The organism is Parabacteroides sp. AM17-47, assembly GCF_003434625.1.
Classification (GTDB): Bacteria; Bacteroidota; Bacteroidia; order Bacteroidales; family Tannerellaceae; genus Parabacteroides; species Parabacteroides distasonis.
In genome coordinates this window covers 1-21047 of sequence record NZ_QTLI01000008.1, presented here as the reverse complement: position 1 = coordinate 21047, position 21047 = coordinate 1, and the positions used below count along the sequence as shown (strand labels likewise).

16 protein-coding genes are annotated in these 21047 nt (G+C 47.1%); 9 read left to right on the top strand and 7 right to left on the bottom strand.

The genetic code is table 11. The features are described 5' to 3' along the window. Position 1: 1 nt before the first annotated feature. Positions 2-934: a tRNA-dihydrouridine synthase family protein gene (locus tag DW205_RS07710; protein ID WP_005865399.1), complete on the top strand. Its 933-nt coding sequence runs from the start codon at positions 2-4 to the stop codon at positions 932-934. Here the strand turns inward: DW205_RS07710 and DW205_RS07705 are convergent. Continuing rightward, positions 891-5354, bottom strand: a complete 4464-nt coding sequence (locus DW205_RS07705) for a translocation/assembly module TamB domain-containing protein (protein ID WP_005865402.1) — start codon at positions 5352-5354, stop codon at positions 891-893. The two genes, DW205_RS07710 and DW205_RS07705, sit on opposite strands and share 44 nt — an antisense overlap. 139 nt (positions 5355-5493) lie before the next feature. On the opposite strand from DW205_RS07705, the gene tsaD reads away from it, so the two are divergent. Further along, positions 5494-6513 carry a tRNA (adenosine(37)-N6)-threonylcarbamoyltransferase complex transferase subunit TsaD gene (gene tsaD, locus DW205_RS07700; protein WP_005865403.1) on the top strand — a complete coding sequence of 340 codons (1020 nt, stop codon included), beginning with the start codon at positions 5494-5496 and terminating at the stop codon, positions 6511-6513. 62 nt (positions 6514-6575) lie between these two features. Further along, positions 6576-7112, top strand: coding sequence for a CinA family protein (locus DW205_RS07695; protein WP_005865405.1), 537 nt, complete (start codon positions 6576-6578; stop codon positions 7110-7112). Positions 7113-7124: 12 nt separating this feature from the next. On the opposite strand, the gene DW205_RS07690 is transcribed toward DW205_RS07695, so the two are convergent. Then, complete coding sequence (locus DW205_RS07690; protein ID WP_005865407.1) at positions 7125-8864, bottom strand: SGNH/GDSL hydrolase family protein; 1740 nt, start codon at positions 8862-8864, stop codon at positions 7125-7127. Positions 8865-8946: 82 nt separating this feature from the next. Here DW205_RS07690 and DW205_RS07685 point away from each other — a divergent pair, with 82 nt between their 5' ends. The 5 genes from DW205_RS07685 to serS all read left to right on the top strand — a co-directional run bounded on the left by DW205_RS07685 (position 8947) and on the right by serS (position 14757). Next, positions 8947-10938 (top strand): glycoside hydrolase family 97 protein, encoded by a 1992-nt coding sequence (locus tag DW205_RS07685; protein ID WP_005865408.1) that lies wholly within the window; start codon positions 8947-8949, stop codon positions 10936-10938. A gap of 98 nt (positions 10939-11036) precedes the next feature. Continuing rightward, the gene (locus DW205_RS07680) at positions 11037-12059 is read left to right on the top strand and encodes a sensor histidine kinase (RefSeq protein ID WP_005865410.1); all 1023 of its coding nucleotides are present in this window, start codon (positions 11037-11039) and stop codon (positions 12057-12059) included. After that, complete coding sequence (locus DW205_RS07675) at positions 12056-12766, top strand: LytTR family DNA-binding domain-containing protein (RefSeq protein WP_005865412.1); 711 nt, start codon at positions 12056-12058, stop codon at positions 12764-12766. The genes DW205_RS07680 and DW205_RS07675 overlap by 4 nt, the downstream gene beginning before the upstream one ends. Before the next feature lie 129 nt (positions 12767-12895). Next, a complete protein-coding gene (locus tag DW205_RS07670) occupies positions 12896-13435 on the top strand; it encodes an NlpC/P60 family protein (RefSeq protein WP_005865414.1) in 540 nt (179 codons plus the stop codon). Between the two features lie 47 nt (positions 13436-13482). Continuing rightward, positions 13483-14757 (top strand): serine--tRNA ligase, encoded by a 1275-nt coding sequence (serS, locus tag DW205_RS07665; protein WP_005865416.1) that lies wholly within the window; start codon positions 13483-13485, stop codon positions 14755-14757. Positions 14758-14832: 75 nt separating this feature from the next. On the opposite strand, the gene DW205_RS07660 is transcribed toward serS, so the two are convergent. From DW205_RS07660 to DW205_RS07640, 5 genes are all read right to left on the bottom strand, one after another. Then, on the bottom strand, positions 14833-17301 hold the full coding sequence (locus DW205_RS07660) for an FAD-dependent oxidoreductase (protein WP_005865418.1): 2469 nt from the start codon (positions 17299-17301) through the stop codon (positions 14833-14835). A 67-nt stretch (positions 17302-17368) separates the two neighbouring features. Next, entirely contained in the window at positions 17369-17734 is a 366-nt protein-coding gene (locus tag DW205_RS07655) for a MarR family winged helix-turn-helix transcriptional regulator (protein ID WP_005855716.1), read from the bottom strand. 209 nt (positions 17735-17943) lie between these two features. Next, a complete protein-coding gene (locus tag DW205_RS07650) occupies positions 17944-18921 on the bottom strand; it encodes a dihydroorotate dehydrogenase-like protein (protein ID WP_005855718.1) in 978 nt (325 codons plus the stop codon). A 29-nt stretch (positions 18922-18950) separates the two neighbouring features. Further along, positions 18951-19619 (bottom strand): YggS family pyridoxal phosphate-dependent enzyme, encoded by a 669-nt coding sequence (locus tag DW205_RS07645; RefSeq protein ID WP_005865421.1) that lies wholly within the window; start codon positions 19617-19619, stop codon positions 18951-18953. Between the two features lie 5 nt (positions 19620-19624). Then, positions 19625-20128, bottom strand: coding sequence for a DUF4494 domain-containing protein (locus tag DW205_RS07640; protein ID WP_005855722.1), 504 nt, complete (start codon positions 20126-20128; stop codon positions 19625-19627). Between the two features lie 155 nt (positions 20129-20283). Between DW205_RS07640 and DW205_RS07635 the strand changes: the two genes are divergently transcribed. Beyond that, positions 20284-21047, top strand: a 764-nt coding sequence (locus DW205_RS07635) for a site-specific integrase (RefSeq protein ID WP_121963074.1), incomplete at its 3' end; no start/stop codon positions are given.

Below are 21047 nucleotides of genomic sequence, written 5' to 3'. Positions count from 1 at the left end.
TATGGCAGTCATTCATTTCGCTCCTTTGCAAGGATATACGGATTCGGTTTATAGAGAGGCGCATACCCGAGTATTCGGGGGCGTAGATACCTATTATACTCCTTTCGTAAGGATAGAGAAAGGTGGTTTCCGGAATAAGGACTTGAAGGATATCGCTTGCGATAGAAATAGGCAGGTACATGTCGTGCCGCAATTGATCGCTTCCACACCAGACGAGTTTCGGCCGATCGTGCGTTTATTCCAAGAGAATGGATACAAGGAAGCGGATATTAATTTAGGATGCCCTTTCCCTATGCAGGTCCGTGCGCATAGAGGCTCGGGACTTTTGCGGTACAAGGAAGAGGCCGAGTCTTTATTACGTACGATTGAGGAGTTCCCGGATATTTCTTTTTCGGTGAAAATGCGTTTGGGGTGGGAGTGTACGGATGAGTCATTCGTGCTTCTTTCCTTATTAAATAAGTTACCTTTGAAGCATATAACCTTGCATCCCCGGTTAGGGATACAGCAATATAAAGGAGCTATCGATTGGGATGGATTCTCTCGTTTTTATGATGAATGTGAATTTCCCTTATATTATAATGGAGATTTAGTGGGGCTGGAAGATATCCGAGGAATAAAGGAGCGTTTTCCGGGGCTTGCCGGGATCATGCTGGGACGAGGGTTATTGGCCTCTCCTTGGCTGGCCACTGAGTTTGTGTCCGGACAGGTCTTGACCGTGAATGAGAGGCGGGATAAACTAGTCATGTTCCATGAGTCGTTGATGGATGAATATGCTGCCCGGTTGGAAGGTGGCGAGCATCAGGTATTATCTAAAATGAAGACAATCTGGGATTATCTTTTGCCGGAGGCCGATAAAAGGCTTCGCAAGAAAGTATTGAAAAGTACTTCCCTTACTTCTTATCAGTCGGCAGTGAAAGATTTGTTGAGTCTTTGACTACGGGAGGGACATTCGTAGAGTCTTTGGGGATCAAGGGTAAAAGAGGCCTCTTTCTTCTCCTGAAAATCTCAGAGAAGTTCGTGAAGTCTTTCCGGTACATGATACCTACACCTTGTATGGTTAATGCTTGCTTCAGGCCGAAATACATATCTCTGGCATGGTTATAAGCCTTTAGCCGGATCTCACCGGAGGGGGTCAACTTATATTCTAGGTCGAACTCTCCGATAAAAGTGTTATTTTTGCCTGTAGTGACCGTATTTCTCATACCGAAATTACCATTGATCAATAAGCGGTTGTTTAGCAACTGGCTGGATAATATCATCTCATATTCCGTGTCTTCCTTGAAACCGTCCTGTCCCGCTCGTATGTTTGTCCCTATTTGTACTTTATCCGTGAAACTACCTAATAGATTGGATAATTGCGCTGAGATAGCGGATGAAGCCACGGCGTTTAACTCGCTAGACTTGTAAGTCGTTTGGGCATACTCGGGTGTATAGAATTTATTCAACACCAACAAATAAACGATTTGCCGGGTCATCATATCCTCTGTGTCTATAAACGCTTTGACTTGACGCTCTAACTCCTCGTTAGAGTTCGGAAATTCTAAGTCGAAGGAAATAGACGGGCTGCGCAATGCGCCTTCAAGGTTTAAGACGCAATTGACGGGTATGTTTGTTCGAGAACTTTCTAGTAAGAGACTCTGATCCAAGTCTCCGATATTTGCGGTCAGATTGTAGATCGCATTGATATCCATATGGGCATTAAAGGGATCGCCACGGAAATTGATCGTGCTACCGTCTCTGATCTTAAAGTCTTTATGGATGATTTGCTGTAAGCTGAAATTATAGTTTCCTTGTACGATATTCACGTCGCCATACATACGAAGATCACTTCTTGTTCCATATTGTATTTGTAAACTTCCACTGGCGTTTCCTTTGATACGGTCTCCCGCTATCGGGTCCATGATTAGCTCTATATCGGCATCGGGTGTGATATCAAGGAGGAAGTTCATTCGTAGCTCGGCTCCCTCGTCTGTCTCGTGTACGATATTCAATGGGTGTGTGGACGTGGAATCTACGTTAGCGGCCAACTTGCTTTTATCGACGAACGTGATAAAATCATAGTCCGTAGCCGAGTTATTATTCATGAAGTCCAGATAAATAGCGGTCTTAGGTTCGCTTTTCATGTTAATATCAAAGTCTATCAACTTACCGTTGCCCTTGATTTGCGCCGTTCCGCTGGCGAATACCGTTCCATAGATCAGCGGATTCTTTTTCTGGTTGGCGTTATACATCAACATCTTATTACCCTGCACGTTTACGAGGAAGCTATAATCCCGGAAATGCAGATGATTGAACTTAAGGCTGACTTTTCCGGAGTTGCCGAATTGATCCTTGACCGTGATATTCCGTAAATTGACGGACGTAGAGTCAAGGTGGACGGAATCGGAGAAGGTATAATACGTATCCAAGAAATCAACGCCTACCCCTCCATCCATGACATAGGCATCTCCCTCGACATTCAGCTCCTTAAAGGGGCCGTGCAAATGTATACTTCCGAATCCCCGGCCTTGCAAGTTCTTTATGACCGTATCGACAAAGGGTTGCAAGAAGGCCAGATTGATATCATTGGCATCGAAATACAAGGATAGCCCCGCATTGGGCCCGACTGGAAATACATAACCGTTCACATCCGTCCAAGTGCTGTCGTTCTTGTAGATGCTTCCCAGCATAAGGATACCTTTCTGTGCGTCGTCCCATTCGCTGAAGAGATTGAGGCGACCCAAGGGGGTTTGGTTGAATGAGAAATTCTTTACTTCCAGATCCGTATTTAGCATGCGGCTATTGAATAAGTCGTTCACATAGAACTTACCGGTCGCCTCACCCCCGAATTGCAAGACTGGGATATTCAATACGTCGAAGACATAACTCAGCTCTATTTGCTTCAAGTCTACCAATAAAGTATCTGCCGGATCTTTCGAGATCGTCCCTTCCATCGATAAATACTGGGTCTCATGATCTACCCGGAAATGCTCGATACCGATCTTGCCCTCACGAATTGTTATATTCGCCGGATTGATGGTCCAGAGCGTGTCTTTAATAATGAGGGGGCTTTTATTCAACGTGACTTCCGTACGTAACTTGGCCGGCCCTTTCTCGCTTTCCTCCTCGACAAAAAGGGTAGAGGCGGAGATGTCGGCCTTAAATAACCGCTCTTTATTATTCGCCCACCCAATCATGGTATTCACCAGATTGTCTTTAGCGTCTGCCTTGAGATCAAGGTAATTACGCAGTCCCTTGTCGTTGTAATTAATCGTTTTTAATTGGAGGTTTACCTTATCGTTCGGATTGTCGCAAACCAAGTAGCCGGATTCGAACATGGATTTCCCGAGATTGAACTTCGGAAGCCACGCCTCGATACGGAACTTATTATAAATATTATTATAATGTCCCGTGATCCGTCCGGGTTGCACCATCGTGAACGGTAGTTTCAATGTCGTAGAAAGCGCTTCCGTATTCTCGATCGTTAATAGGAGGGCGAAGTTATTCTCCTTCACGATTTGTTTTTTCTGGGTCGTGTTGATCAAGGCTGGCACATATCCCTTGAACGTATTCATAAGGCTGGGGATTAGCGTGTTGAATGAGTAAGACCCGGTGACCTCTCCATTCAAGATATCGGACGTTATGGTTAATTGCCGGTCGAGACTATGCCCCGAGGCAACTACTTCGAATTTCTTAAGGAAGAAGCTGCTGGGAGTGGTCTCGAAAGAAAGACTGTCCAACGTGATGCTACCTTCCAGATTATCGATATTATCTCCGGTGAAATCCGCGTTTAAAGCCAAGGAGATATTCGGCGCCTCATATTTGTCCGTCAGGTTCAATCGGTCCGGCCGGAAATGATCGAGGCGGGCGGTGAAATTAAACAAGGAGTTTTGCCCTTGGTGCTGGAAGATACCTTGGGCGTATAACTCGCCATTGGGATCGTTTACATGGATAGTCCCATCGAAACTACTCTTCTTGAAATTACCGGAAAGATTTATATCCTTGTATTTATAAGCTTTATAATCGAACTCCTTGACTTGTGCTTGGATATTTCCGGAGAAATTTCCGCCAACAGGTCTACGGGTATCGATATTGATGTCGAAGCGAGCCTCCCCGAAAGGATTATTCTCGCCAAATAACTCATGGAGCCGCAAGTTGCTGGAGGCGATGCGTCCCCGTAGGTAAGCGGCTATATTCTTATCCTTGTTGCTACCGAATATCAAGTCTGTCTGTATGGAGCCGATGGAAGACGATAATTTTCCGAAAGCGACTAGGTTATCAAAAAAGCCTGATATCTCGCCCGTGAAATTGATCGTCCCCAATTTGACGACCGGGGCCGGGAGACTCTTCGGACGCTCATTGAAGTTATTGGCCAAACTGGAGATGCCGTCTGTCGTGATATACATCTTATTCACCTTCCCTAAAAGATACGTTTCCTCGGGATGGGTGATGTTCTTTAATTCCATCTGGCCGATAAACAGCATCTTATCGCTATATTTCAAGGTGAGGCGCTTCAAGTTGAAATTATTGATGTAGCCGTTTGCCTCGGCCGATAACTCGATCGTGTCGGCGAAGTTCTTGAACGCCGGGACGAAAGGGGATAAGTCCTTCAGGCAGATTTGCGAAGGTGTTATATTCAAATCGATCGGAGCGTTGTTCAAGAGAGCGGGAAGGCTATCGATCTCGCTTAAATCGATCCGGGCACGCCCGATCTTCAAGTCTGTCTGCGGCAAGCGTACCTCGAAGTCCTGCACGAAAGCGCTATCCCGGTTCCCGACCACGTTCAGCGATAACTTATTCAAGGAGAAACCGGACGCCTCATCGAAACTCATCTTCTTGATATGGGCGTTCACGCTGTCCTTGTTAAAAGCCTTGAGGGATATCTTGGCACTCAGGTTCTTGATATCGATATGCTTGGCGTTGAACTTTCCCGGGGTCTCTTTCTCGCTATCCACGTTATAGCTGAAATTACCTCTTCGGATCATGATGGAGTTGAAACGGAGATCGATATTCTTCTCTTTCTTTATCGAATCCTTACTGGCGAAAGCGTCGATCACGAATTGTAGGTTCAAAGGGCTTTGGGGCGTGTGTTTCCGTAGATTGAAGGAGAAACCGAACAAACGTACCGTCGTGAAGACGAACTTCCCTTCCAGTAACGGCATGATCTCGAATCCCGCCGCCACATGATTCGCCTCGAACATGACTTTCCCGTCTTGGTCTTCCAGATAAAGCCCTTCCAGTACCAGACGATTGAACCATTCGATATCCACGTTACCGATCTTTACGGGCACACCGAGGTGGCCGGATAACTGGGTTGTGGCTACTTCTGATACTTTGTTTTGAATATAAGGAATTCTCAGTAAGATGCCCGGCAACGCATAGAATATCCAGAATAATGTAAGCAGGGTAATGATTATGTATTTAAGTCCTCTGATATCTTTTCTATTTATTTAGCGCAAATCTACAACAATATCGCGATAGATTTCGTTAATTCGCGGAAAAAAGAATGAAGATATGAGTATAACGATATTAGGAATCGAGTCTTCTTGCGATGACACTTCCTCTTCGGTGATCCGTGACGGCGTGATGCTGTCCAACGTAATAGCCAGTCAAGCCGTTCATGAGGCCTATGGCGGGGTTGTCCCCGAGTTGGCTTCCCGTGCCCATCAGCAGAATATCATTCCGGTAGTAGCCGAGGCCATCAAGCGTGCCGGCATCGATAAGTCCGAGTTGAGTGCCGTGGCGTTTACTCGTGGGCCGGGTTTGATGGGTTCTTTATTGGTCGGGACCTCGTTCGCCAAGGGGTTGGCCGCTTCCTTGGATATCCCGATGATCGAGGTCAATCATTTACAGGCTCACGTGTTGGCTCATTTTATCAAGGAGACTCCGGACGACGACCATGCTCCGTCGTTTCCTTTCCTTTGCTTGTTGGTTTCGGGCGGTAACTCGCAAATCATAAAGGTGAACGCTTATAATGATATGGAGGTGATCGGCCAGACGATCGACGACGCAGCGGGAGAGGCTTTCGACAAATGCGCCAAGGTGATGGGACTGGGTTATCCCGGTGGCCCAGTCGTGAATCGTTTGGCGAACGAGGGCAATCCGAATGCCTTTACGTTCAGCAAGCCGCATATCCCCGGATATGACTATAGCTTCAGTGGCCTGAAGACTTCCTTCTTATATACCTTGCGTGATCATTTGAAAGATGATCCGGATTTTATCGAGAAGAACAAGCGAGACCTATGCGCTTCCTTGCAAGCTACGGTAATCGATATCTTGATGAGTAAATTGCGTAAGGCGGCGAAGGATTTGCATATAAAGGAAGTAGCCGTCGCCGGAGGTGTATCGGCCAATTCCGGTTTGCGTGAGGCATTCTTGGATCACGCCAAACGTTATGGCTGGAAAGTGCATATCCCGAAGTTCTCGTTCACCACGGATAACGCCGCTATGGTAGCTATCACGGGATATTATAAGTATATGGATAAGGAGTTCTGTCCGATGGATGCCGCTCCTTTTTCTAGGGTTGTCTTATAGGAAAATAGTTTTACTATAGAGAAACAAAAGTTTCTTCTAGGGAAAACAAAAGTTTCTTCCTAATGAAACTATTGTTTTCCCATAATGAAACTCCTAGTATCATTATAACAATGGAAGTAGATGATTTACCAATAGAGTTAGAAGTAGCGGACGCACTCAAATCAGGACACCTGATGATGGGTACGGCAGAGAGTTGTACAGGCGGAAAGATCGCCAGCATGATAACCTCCATGGCGGGCAGCTCGGAATACTTCACCGGGGGCGTGGTAGCCTATTGCAACGAGGTGAAGCATCATGTGCTCGGTGTCTCCGAGGCGGACTTGAACACTTTCGGGGCCGTAAGCCAGCCGGTCGTGGAGCAGATGGCCCGTGGAACTATGCGGGTATTGGGATGTGATTGTGCCGTCGCTACCTCCGGGATCGCCGGGCCGGGAGGCGGGACTCCCTCGAAACCGGTAGGAACGGTCTGGATCGCCGCCGCTTATGAGGAAAGGATTCTCTCCGAGTGCTATCATTTCGGGGAGAATCCTCGTATGGAGAACATTCGCTTGTCGGCAGAGGCGGCGTTGCGTATGTTGCTCGGATTGATTCGTGAGTAAAGGGACTATCGCTTAATGGGCGATCTCGTCCACGATTTGTTTATAGCCTTCCTCGTTCGGGTGTAATCCGTCTGAGAATAAGGATTCGTTTATCTTGCCGTCTTCCTGAAGCAACTTCGTACCCGGGTTCTTGAACGTGTACCATCCGGTCTCGACCATTTGACGGATGCGGAGATTGAGATTCCTTACCCGTTCTTCTTGGTTGCGGCGGGGCAAGATGCCGATTACCTTGATCTTGGCCTCCGGCTGCCGTTGCTTGATGGCGGAAAGCAAGAAACGAATGCCTTCCACGATCTCGTTGTCATTGTTGATTCCGATGTTATTCGTGCCGATCATCAATACTACTTCCTCAGCCTTGTATCCATCCAATTCACCATGATAGACTCTCCAAAGTACGTTCTCGATACGGTCGAAACCATATCCGAGATTGTGGAATCCAGCCGGACGCATGATTTTCTCCCATGTTTCCATACCTCGCACGGACGGTCCTTTGGGCTCTCCTCCCCAGAAATGCGTGATGGAATTACCTAGGATCACCCGTCGAGGCGGGTTGCTTTGATTCAGCGAGAGAATATCCCGGTGACGTTTTTGCCATTCGTAATTATTGGGTTCCCGGCGCTGGGTGACAGGCTTTGTAGTAGAGAGGTCTCCTTCGGGGATGCGTAATATTTCCCGTACTTTCCGCTCTACGGCGTTCGCCTGTGTTTCCATGCCCCAGTCGGAAGGATGGACGTAATCTACCCAAGCGTCCGGGTGCGGTCCCAGCTCTTCTCGTGTAAGGTAGTAGATATCTTTTATCCCTTGTGCCTGCAATTCCTCGAATGCTTTTTTAGCTCCTTCGTTCATGCGTATATAATCTTGTAACTTCGTATCGTCGGCGAGTGCGTTGCTATATCCGGCATGCTCCACTAATAAGATCGGAGAGGAGTGGGTGGCACGTATTTGCTTGACTGCGTCCGATACGAGTTGCGTGATCTCATCTTTGCTCTTTGGCGTGAGGTTGGGCAGGCAGTCAAGGATATAAAGGCGTGCGTCTATCTCACAAATAAAATCCAATACCTCTTTCTCTAAACGTCCGTTACCGGAGAAGCCTAGGTTGATAAGCGGATATCCCAGAGAACGCTGCAAGATCATGCCCCAAGTCATGCCCGGGCGAGAGGCGCATGCGCCTTGGGCGATCGAGGTTCCGTATAAAAGAATCGGTTTCTCGGGCGATACGGGGATAAACGTAAGCTCATCGTTTTCGGGCACGCCGATTTCCAACCACTTTATCGTATTATAAGGAGGCAGGCAGAGGCGGAACTCATAGCCCCTGTCATGATACAGATCTTTGCCTATGTTTGTATAATGATATTGAAGCGTATCTCCGGAAGGATAACCGCCGAAATAAAATCTCCATTGGCCATCGCTATCGATACTATATAGATCTACACCGGATACGCCTGTCGTGGGCATATGTGGCATATTCAGCGGTCCGCTTACTTGATAGCGTACTTTTAGTTCAGGGGCGTTGCTGAAAAAATGAATCGCCAACCCGGCGGAGTTGCGCGATAAATCCCAGACGGGTTTACGTACCTTGCCTTCGGCTCTTTGGGGAAGCCGGACGTAACGGTCTCCGATCTCTTCGGTCCATCCTTGGTTTTGTATGACAGGGAATCCACATTCGAGCGGGTTGAGCCATTTCCATTGTGCGTGGGCGGAGAGAACCGTGAAACATACGAGCGTTAAGAGGATTTTGTGAAGTCTCATCATTTCGGTATTATTTGTTTTTTGTTATGAATATGACAAAGATAATATATATTTGTATTCATAAACAAACTTAAATCAATAAACCATGAGTAAAAACATTCTATTTGCTTTTCTCTTTTTAATGGGCGCTATCCCATCGATCGCCCAGAAGAATTACCAAGTCCAGTCTCCGAACCGGGATATAAAGGTGGAGGTTACGGTAGCCGATAAAGTCACTTTCGCTATCGTACAGGATCATTCGGAGGTGATGAATTCTGCCGTATCTATGACTTTACAAGGAGGTGAGGTACTTGGCGCTAACCCGAAAGTCTTGAAAGTGACGAAGACCTCGGTAGACAAGGAGATACCCTCTCCGTTCTATAAGAAGGACGTAGTAAAGGATATCTATAATGAGATGCAAATCTCGTTTCAGGGAAACTACGGGCTGGTTTTTAGGGTGTATAACGATGGAGTCGCTTACCGTTTCACGACGAAAAGAAAGGAACCGATCGTTATCGCCGACGAGGAGGCCGTCTATAACTTCCCCTCGGATTATAAGACATTCACCGCTTACGTGAATAGTACGAAGCCGACGTTCGAGGAGCAATTCTTCAACTCCTTCGAGCAGCCCTACGTAAACGAGACGATCTCTAGCCTAAATGATAAACGCCTGAAGATCCTGCCTCTTTTGGTGGATCTGGGAGACGGTCGCAAGGTCTGTATCACGGAAGCCGATCTAGAGGATTTTCCCGGGATGTTCTTGAATAACGAGACGGGAAAAACTTCCTTGAAAGCGGTTCATGCGCCTTATCCGAAAGTGAAGGAGCAAGGCGGCCATAATCAGTTACAGATGTTGGTGAAAGAGCGTGAGAACTATATCGCCAAAACATCCGGAACCCGTTCTTTCCCTTGGCGTGCGTTTATAATCTCCCGGAATGATAAGGAGTTGGCCGATTGCGATATGGTCTACCGCCTGGCTTCTCCCTCCCGGGTAAACGATATCTCTTGGATCAAGCCGGGTAAGGTGGCTTGGGATTGGTGGAACGACTGGAATCTATACGGTGTGGATTTCCGTGCCGGAATCAATAATCCCACCTATAAATATTATATCGACTTCGCCGCCGAGCATGGCATCGAGTACGTAATCTTGGATGAGGGCTGGGCCGTGAACCTGCAAGCGGACATGATGCAAGTAATACCGGAGATCGATCTTCAAGAATTGGTGGATTACGGTAAGTTCAAGAATGTCGGAATTATCCTTTGGGCGGGTTATTGGGCTTTCGCCCGTGATATGGAGAATGTCGTGAAGCATTATTCGGATATGGGCGTGAAAGGCTTCAAGGTGGATTTCTTGGATCGTGACGATCAGGAAATGGTGAACTTTGTTTATGAGGCCTCCGAGGTATGCGCGAAATATAAGATGCTTGTGGATTTCCATGGTGTATTCAAGCCGACAGGTCTTCAACGGACCTATCCGAACGTATTGAACTATGAGGGTGTGAATGGCTTGGAGCAACTGAAATGGTCTCCCGAGTCTTACGATATGGTGACGTACGATGTCACGATCCCATTCATCCGTATGATCGCCGGCCCGATGGATTATACGCAAGGCGCTATGCGTAACGCCGTTAAAGGTAATTATCGCCCGGTAAACTCGGAGCCGATGAGCCAAGGAACCCGTTGCCGCCAGTTGGCTACTTACGTGATCTTCGAGTCTCCTTTCAATATGTTGTGCGATGCCCCGTCTAATTACAGGAGGGAAAAGGAATGTACGGAGTTTATCTCTAACATTCCCACTATCTGGGATGAGACGGTCTCATTAGATGGAAAGGTCTCCGAGTATGTAGCGATCGCCCGCCGTCATGGTAATGATTGGTATATCGGGGCATTGACCAACTGGACGCCGAGGGAGCTGGATTTAGACCTGTCTTTCTTGGGCGAAGGTGATTATACTTTGGAATTATTCAAGGATGGCATAAATGCCGATCGTGCTGCCCGTGATTATAAGAAAGAGGTAATCCCAGTCCCGACAGATCGCAAATTAAAGATCCGTATGGCTCCCGGTGGAGGCTATGCGGCTCGTATCCAGAAGCGATAATTCTTTTTTCGTCTAAAGCGACCCTGCCACTCGTCGAATAAACGCTTGCGTTCATAGGCGCAGGCGTTAGATTCGCTTACTTTTATAAAAAACGTATTATGAAACTCACGAGGCAAGATTATATATTGGCGGGAGGACAGGCTTTATTGTGGATCACCTTATGGCTGATTCCTCCTGCGATCGATTTTTTCATACGCTTTAATCCGAGTTCGGCTTTCGAGGTGTGGAAGATTAATACGGGGTTCATTACTCCGTTGGCTATTGTTTTCACCGCTAATTTCTATGTATTGGTTCCCTATTTGCTTTATCGGGATCGGAAGATGCTCTTTGGGTTGATGAATTTGCTATTGATCACGGGGGCTAACCTATGGATATTTTCTCCTAAGGCGGATTTCCCGGACGAATGGCGTTCGGGAATGTATATGGTCTCTTTCGGAGCGTTCTTCTTACATTTGCTAGTGGTTGGATGTGCCGTGGGATTCCGTTATATCGTACGCTGGGGCGATATGCAGATGCGTTTGAAAGAGGAACGGCAGAAAAACGCCGAGGCGGAACTGGCTTGGCTGAAGAACCAGTTGAATCCGCATTTTCTCTTTAATACCTTGAATAATATATCCAGCTTGGTCCAGATAGACCAAGATACGGCGCAAGAAAGTATCGGGCAATTGAGCGATTTGCTGCGGTATACGCTCTATGAGTCGAACCATGAGCTGGTACCGGTGGAAGGCGAGATCGAGTTCATGAATAATTACATCGAGCTGATGAGGTTGCGCTGCAATGAACTGGCTACCGTGGAAGTGGATTTGCAAGTTCCGCCTAAACCGATGAGGATCGTGCCGCTTTTGTTCATCTCTTTAATAGAGAACGCATTCAAGCATGGCGTGAATAGCCGTAAGTCGTCGTTCGTACGTATTCGTTTCAAGGCGGAAGGAGATGACCTTGTTTTTACCTGCGAGAATAGCGACCATCCGAAACCGGATGTGAACCGTAGCGGATCGGGGATCGGGTTGGAAAACCTGAGGCGTAGGCTGGATCTGGCTTATCCCGGTCGTTACCGATATGATCAAGCGCTCCGGGAAAATAGTTACTTTGTTCAAATAACACTTCGAGACTGCTTATGAAAACACTGACTTGCATGATCGTAGACGATGAGCCCTTGGCGGTGAAGATGCTGGAGGACTTCGTAAGCCGTACGCCTTATCTGAGGCTGGCGGCTTCCTTCAATGATCCGGTGCTGGCACTCTCCACGTTGCGTGAGTCTTCGGTGGACGTGCTTTTCTTGGATATTCAGATGCCGGATCTGGACGGGCTGAACCTCTCCCGCATGGTGCCCCCCGGTACGAGGGTGATCTTCACGACCGCCTTTAAGGAGTATGCCTTTGATAGCTATGAGGTGAATGCCCTCGATTTCCTGCTGAAGCCCATCCGATACCATAAGTTTCTCGGAGCTGCGGAGAAGGCCCGCCAATGGTTTGAGATGAGTAGCGTGAAGGAGGAGAGAGGCAGCCTTTTCGTGCGGGTGGATAGCCAGTTGCGGCAGGTGGAAATCTCCCGGATATTATACGTGACGGGCTTGAAGGATTACGTGATGATCTATCTGGAAGGGGAGGCCCGTCCGCTTATCACCCACGTGACGATGAAGGCCATGGAAGAGATGCTGCCTTCCGGTCGCTTTATGCGGGTCCATCGTTCTTATATCGTGGCGTTGGATAAGATCCGCTCCGTCGACCGGAATAATTGCGTTTATATCGGGAAGGAGATCATCCACGTGACGGATGCCTACAAAGAGGCGTTCAACGCTTATCTGAAAGCTGCTCAACCTTCTTGAACTTGGATGCCCATTCAAAGCTCCTTACGATGGGCATTCTAACGACCTTACAATGCCCATTGTAGGAACCTTATAATGGGCATTCTAAACTTTATGTGTATATTCGTGCCTTAATTAAGAGAAAACGATATGAAGAATAGCATTCCTTTAGGGTTTATCCGGATCTTTATCCTGCTTATATGTCTGACCTCGTGCGGTAGCAAAAAACAACAAAAAGTAGCTTTGCCCGCCGATTTCAAGGGACCGAAGGAGTTGGCTCGCTTATATGGGGTACGTATCACACCGGAAGATAATATATTCTTGTACAACGAGGGGGCCCGTTGGTTGGGTGTACGTCATAAATTGGGAGGGAGCACGAAACGGGGCGTGGATTGCTCCGGTTTCGTATCGATCGTTTATCGGGAGGTATACGGAAAGCAGCTGGCTCGTTCCTCGGCGGATATGCTGAAGTATAATTGCAAGAAAGTGAGTCGTGCCAAATTGCAGGAAGGAGATCTGGTATTTTTCAAGACGGGTCGTGGCGGGAAACGTGGCGTTCCGAATCACGTGGGGATTTACTTGAAAAATGGGCGCTTCATCCATACCAGTACTTCTAGCGGCGTGATGGTAAGTAGCCTTAGCGAACCTTATTATACAAGAACTTGGTTAACGGGTGGTAGGGTAAAATAAAATTACTAAATTCGCGTCTTAGAAAAACTATTAAACATAAATAGAATATGTTGACAATCAAATTAATCGCTGAAAACACGGATGCCGTAATCCGTGGACTGGAAAAGAAACATTTTAAGGGTGCGAAAGAAAGCATCGATAAAGTGTTGGAATTGAATGATAAAAGACGTATCGCACAAAATCAATTAGATAAGAACCTAGCGGAGGTAAACGCAACCTCGAAGTCGATCGGACAATTAATGAAAGAGGGCAAGAAGGAAGAGGCGGAGGCCGCTAAGAAACATGTTTCCGAGATCAAGGAGGTGAGCAAGGCTTTGCAGGCTGAGATGGATCAGGCTGCCGAGGAGCTGCAGAACTTACTTTATACGATCCCGAACGTACCTTACGATGAGGTGCCCGAGGGTATCTCCGCCGAGGACAATGTGGTAGAGAAAATGGGAGGTATGGAAACGGAACTTCCGAAGAACGCTCTTCCGCACTGGGAATTGGCGAAGAAATATGATTTGATTGATTTCGATCTGGGTGTTAAGATCACGGGAGCAGGTTTCCCGGTCTATAAAGGACAGGGCGCTCGTTTGCAACGTGCGTTGATCAACTTCTTCTTGGATGAGGCTCGTGACGCCGGTTACTTGGAGATCATGCCGCCTACGGTGGTGAACTCGGCTTCCGGTTATGGTACGGGGCAGCTTCCGGATAAGGAGGGACAGATGTATCATTGCGAGGTAGACGACCTCTATTTGATCCCGACAGCGGAGGTGCCCGTGACAAATATTTACCGGGATGTCATTCTGGATGAGAAGCAGTTACCGATCAAGAATTGCGCTTATACACAATGCTTCCGTCGTGAGGCAGGTTCTTATGGCAAGGATGTACGCGGTTTGAATCGTTTGCACGAATTTTCTAAGGTGGAGTTGGTTCGGATCGATAAACCGGAGCACTCTAAGCAATCTCACCAAGAGATGTTGAATCATGTGGAGGGATTACTTCAGAAGTTGGAGTTGCCGTATCGCATCCTTCGTCTTTGTGGGGGTGATATGAGTTTCACGGCTGCCCTTTGCTTTGACTTCGAGGTGTATTCCGAGGCACAACAACGCTGGTTGGAAGTTAGCTCCGTGTCCAACTTCGATACGTATCAAGCCAACCGCTTGAAATGCCGCTATCGTGACGAGAATAAGAAAACGCAACTTTGCCATACCTTGAATGGTAGTGCCTTGGCTTTACCTCGCATCGTAGCCGCCTTATTGGAAAACAACCAAACCCCCGAGGGCATCCGCATCCCGAAAGCGTTGATCCCTTACACTGGGTTTGATATGATTAAATAAGCATCAGATCATTTATATAAAATATCCCAGCATTGTCCTTATTGTGGATATGCTGGGATATTTTTTTTGAATGAATTAGATGAATAAGTTTACGTTTGCGTCTTCCGCACGTTCCAGATAGGTGGCTACGCCTCCTAGGACAACGTTATCCATCAGTTCTTCTTTTTTGACGCCCATTACGTCCATGCTCATCGTGCAGGCGATCATCTCGATACCATTCTCTACGGCTTGTGCCATAAGGCTTTCCAAGCTGTCGATCCGTTTCTTCCTCATGATAAGGCGCATCATCCAACTGCCGGCTCCACCCATATTCATTTTAGATAGTTTCAGCTTTTCGCTATTTGCCGGAAGCATCCAGCCAAACATCTTGCCGAAGATATCTTTAGATACGGCAGGTTTTTCCCGTTTCTTAATCACGTTAAGCCCCCAGAAAGTAAAGAACATAGTCACCTTCTTTCCGGTGGAGGCAGCCCCGTTCGCTATGACGAATGAGGCCAACGCCTTATCGAGGTCATCGCTGAAAACGATCAATGTCTTGTTGTCGGCACTATTACCACCTGTCGCTATTTTGCATTCAGCTTTTTTTTTTCGTACCGTGGCGGCGATCGTGCCTCCCTTATTTTCCAGAGAGACTAACTCTGCCCCGGTTATCTTGCACCATGAAGAGACATCTTTTCCGAAAGCCTGATCTGTTGCGGTGATTTCCAATGACTCATCTTCCCGCAAGTTCTCATAGTTCTTTTTCAACTGCATGATCGGTCCCGGACACATTAATCCGCAAGCGTCTACCTTAATCGCCGTAGCTGCCGGAGTCGATTTGCAAGAGCTACTTTTACCAGATGCCTTATCAGAAACAGCTTCGGACGAACAAGGTGCGCAGGCCGGCTCATTCTTGATCTTTGCTGTCGCTACACTCCAAGTCTTGTAACCACCGGATAGGTTTCGGACATTCGTGAAGCCATTTTGAGTCAGGATGCGATAAGCCAAATAGCCCCTTAATCCAACGGCGCAAGTCACTACGATTAGTTTATCCTTAGGCAGTTCCGCCAAATGTTCTCTTAACTCATCAACCGGTATATTGATGAAGCCGGGGATTGTCCCTAAGCTGTACTCGTCACGGGTACGGACATCGATACGTACGGTATCTGGCGATAAGTTCTGGATCTCTCTCCACTGGATCGCTTTCGCTTTTCCCGTAAGTAGGTTCTCCGCTACGAACCCGGCCATATTTACGGGATCTTTAGCGGCTGAATAAGGAGGAGCATACGCATGTTCCAACTCCGTCAGGTCATAGACCGTACCTTTCCGCTGGATAACTTGCGCTAACATCTCGATCCGTTTGTCTACGCCTCCGAAACCTACGACTTGCGCCCCTAACAGTCGTCCGTCTTCCGGCGCGAACAATATCTTGATCGATAAAGGCACGGCTCCCGGGTAATATCCCGCATGCGAGGCTCCATGCGTATAGGAGGATTGATAAGCGATTCCTTCCCGTTTCAACAGCTTAGCGTTAGCTCCCGCCGTGGCGACCGTCAAGTCGAATACCTTGGCGATAGAGGTTCCCATCGTCCCGTCATAAGTTTCCTTATTGCCGGATACGATATTATCGGCTACGATACGTCCTTGCTTATTCGCTGGACCCGCCAATGGGATCAAGGCTGGTTTGCCTGTCACGAGGTGGCGTACTTCCACGGCATCTCCCAACGCATAAATATCCGGGTTCGAGGTCTGCATATATTCATTGACAGCGATACCGCCGAGTGCTCCGATCGTAAGTCCCGCTTCCTTGGCCAATCGGGTTTCCGGACGGACACCGATACTCAATAAAACCATATCCGCCGGGATCTGCTTCCCACTTTTCAAATGAACGGTCACGCCTCTGGAAGTCTCCTCGAAACGAGATACGCCATCTTCCAGCATCAAGCCTACCTGCTTGCCGATCAATTGCTGATGTACGATAGCGGCCATGGAATAGTCGAGGGGTGCCATCACTTGGTTAGCCATTTCCACGACGGTGACATGGACACCCAGCTCATGCAAATTCTCCGCCATCTCCAAGCCGATGAAACCACCCCCTACAACAACGGCGGTACGGGGCTTTTCCGTGTTCACGTAATTCTTGATCGTGTCCGTATCCGGCACGTTACGTAACGTGAATATCTTTTTACTCTCGATTCCTTCGATGCGTGGACGCAAAGGCTCCGCACCGGGAGAGAGCACTAGTTTATCGTAAGTCTCCGTGTAGGTTTCTCCTGTGCCGAGTTTCTTTACCTCCACTTGCTTGGATTCGGGAAGGATTTGGGTCACTTCCTGCTCCGTACGGATATCGATGCGGAATCGATCCGTGAAGCCTTTCACGGTTTGTACGAATAATTTATTCCGGTCGTTGATCGTGTCTCCTATATAATAAGGTAATCCACAGTTTGCGTAAGAAACATATTTTCCACGTTCGAAAAGGATGATTTCCGCTTTCTCGTCCATTCTACGCAGCCGGGCTGCTACGGTAGCTCCACCGGCTACACCTCCAATAATCAAGTACTTCATATCCGTTTATATTTAATTTATATTATACATATTTGTTAGTAGACAATAATTAGTTAAAAAAAGGGATTCATCCCTTTTGTATGTATTCTTTGAGTTGATTGAACAGGCTATCCATATTTAGCTCGGCCTGCATCATCTGTTGTATTTTCTCTTTCCCTTTTGGGGTGAGCGAGAAAAACATTTGCCGCTTATCCTCTTTATTGATGTTCCTGCGGATAAACCCCTTGTTCTCGACAGAGGTGATCACCTTTGAGACCCGGGAGTTTGAAAGACCGATATAATCGCAAATCATTCCTGCCGACTTTGCCTCATTATCCTTTAAGCAACAAAGCAACATGGCCTCGTTGATGGTGATAGCATGTACTTCCGAGAAATTTTTCTCGAACTGGTACAGTATCTTATAGATATCCTTTATGGCGCAAATTGGTTCCATATTTCTTTATAACTTGTTTGATGATGCAAAGATATAACTATTTTCTAATAAAAATACTTTCTAGTGGAAAATAATTAAGACTATTGTATATTACCCTATAGTAGAGACAGGGCGTGCCCCGTCTCATCACCGTCTGAATAGTATCTTTAAGTTACCATTTAGCTGGGATGAGATGGGGCACGCCCCGTCTCTACTACTAGGTATTTCTTTTAATCTCTGTTGGAGAAATATTTCATGAATTGTGAACGCTCATACATCGCCGGGTTCGGGATATTGGCGTAATTCAATTTGCCTTGGAATTGGGAAAGGGATTGGTAATGTGCCTGATGCATCCACTCTTCCACGCAAGTCAATACTTGGGAGATGATTTCCGCTCCATGTGTATAGACAGCGCTACACATCTGTACGGCGGAAGCGCCGGCCAATAGACATTTAACGACATCTTCCCAATCATGCACACCGGTAGAGGAAGCGATACTGATTCCCGGGATCTTTCCGGATACGATAGCCGTCCAGCGAATCGTGTCACTCAAATCGGAATGATTGCTAAATACATTACCCGAAACGATCTGCATATTATTAATGTCGATATCCGGCTGGTAGAAACGATTGAATAGCACGACACCATCAGCACCGTTTACTTTCAACAAATTAACCAGCGAAGGAATATTGCTGTAATTCTTTCCGATCTTCATGATAACCGGAATCGATACGGTCTCTTTTACCTTGCGGATGATACTGACATACGTATCCCGGATACTCTCGAAATCTTCGGTCAGTTCGGTTTCCATGAAGAACACGTTCAATTCCAAAGCGTCCGCTCCCGCTAACTCAATTTGGCGGGCAAAGTCGATCCAAGCGTCCGCCTTATAGCAATTGATGCTGGCGATAATGGGGATCGTACATAATTCCTTGCTCTTCTTGATCAGTTCCAGATAATCATTTACTTGATTCGCTTTTACATAACCACGGATATAATCCGCCGCTTCGGGGTAATCGGAGTCTTGCATCAAAGCCTCGCTCTGCATCTCGATCTGCTCTTCGAAAAGAGATTTCAATACGATAGCTCCAGCACCTGCTTTCTCAAAATCCCTGTTACGTTCCGCCTTATTGGTGAGTCCGGAGCTCCCTACGATAATCGGATTGCGAAGTGTCAACCCTGCGTATTGGGTTTTAATGTCAATCATGTTGCCTATATTTAGATTTAATAATTACTTTAATATTTCCGTTCGCCAAAGATACTGGTACCCACCCGTATCAAGGTGCTTCCTTCTTGGATAGCGATCGGGTAATCATGGCTCATCCCCATGGATATCTCCTTGAAATCGACATTATCTTTACAGAGCGTCTCTTTCAGTTCGATAAATAAATCATGGATCTTGCGGAATTCTTCCCGTATCAACCCCGTATCATCGGTATTGGTAGCCATGCCCATCAATCCGCAAATACGAATGTGCTGGAATTCGGCCAAGGACTCGTCACGCAACAACTCTTTGCATTCCTCAGGACTGAGTCCGTGCTTGGATTCCTCTTGCGCCACATGGATCTCCAATAATACCCGGATCGTGCGGTCGTGTTTTTTCGCTTGTTTATTCACCTCAGCCAAAAGCTTCAAGGAGTCTATGCTATGGATCAAATGAATAAAAGGAGCGATATCTTTTACCTTATTGCTTTGTAACGGGCCGATAAAATGCCATTCGATATCCTCAGGTAGTACTTTTTGCTTGGCGCTCAGTTCCTGTGCCCTGCTTTCGCCAAACACCCGCTGTCCGGCGTTGTAAGCCTCCCATAGAGCCTCCACCGGGTGAAACTTAGAGACGGCAACCAACGTCACCCCTTGCGGGAGCGACGTTTTCAGTTGTACTATGTTTTGAGCGATACTCATGTTTTTTATCCTCTTTGTTCAGCTTGTTGTTTTTGCTCCGCTATCAGTTCCTCGCCACTTTTCTTCTCGCCGGGAATACTGTTCGCGTCGAATGGGAATACATCCATCAACTGGGTTTCCGTTACCGAGGCGATGGTATAATCCGCCAATGTACCCTTCATTCCATCTTCCAATACGGCTATGGCCTCTTTCAGCGTAGTGGCTTGGGCAAGCATTTGTGCGGCGGTTTTCTTTTCCGCTCCACTCTTCTCGTCCAACGTGATAAAATAAACCTTGATCTTATAGAACCGATCACCATTCTCGTTGAAGAATAATTCGGATAAACGAGCTCGTTTGATGTCTGTTACCGTGAATTCACCCGTGATGAAGGGGCGGATCTCCTCGATGATGCGAGCTTCCGCTTCCGTAAAAGACAGGGCGTCTACCAAGTAAGGCTCGGTTACTTTTTTCTGCATGCCATTTTCCAGCATTTTCTCGTAAGAGACCTTACATTCAAACCAATTGTGCATATGCTTTACTTTTTAATTTAGTCTGTACTCTGTTTAAAACAACGTACAAATATAGTGGCTATTCGTCAATAAAACAACTTGCCGCAAAAGATATAATTTGTCAGGATGTCTAATTTCGCGTGTTTGTTTTCAGTTGGAATTTAAAATAGAGAGATATGGATGAGAAAGATTTGGTGGAAGGGATGCGAGAGTATATAAGTCTGTTACAAAAGGAAGGACGGTATTCCTCGGCGAAAAGTTATCAGGATGCGATGAACTCTTTTATACGGTATAGCGGGACGGATCGTATCCCATATACATATATAAATAAGGATACTCTTCGCCGGTACGAGGCTTATTTGTTGGAGAAAGGCTGCATGCGTAATACGGTCTCCACGTATATCCGCCGTTTGCGTTGTATCTATAACAAGGCGGTGGAGAATGGCGAGGCGGCGTTTATCCCCTCTTTATTCAAGGGGGTTTTTACGGGTGTGGAAAGCCAACGTAAGAAATCCTTGCCTCTGGGTGATTTGAATCGCCTGATGACTGTCCCGGTAAAAGGAGAGAAGTTGAGGAAGACACAGCTGACGCTTTGCTTGATGTTTCAATATGGGGGGATGTCGTTCGTTGATTTCGCCCATTTGAATAGGGGTAATATCAAGAACGGCATATTGGATTACAATCGCCAGAAGACCGGGACCTCTATGCGGTTGGAGGTCTTGGATACGGCGGAAGCTATGTATAAGGAGCTGGCAGGTGAGAGGGGTGGAGGCTCCGGCTATTTATTTCCCTTTTTAAGTGGGACGAAGAACGGCCATGAGGCATATCTCGAATACAATGCGGCCTTGTCCCGGTTTAACCGGAACTTGAGGATGTTGAAGGAGGTTGCGGGAATAGCGTCGGATGTGACTTCCTACACGATCCGTCATTCTTTTGCCAT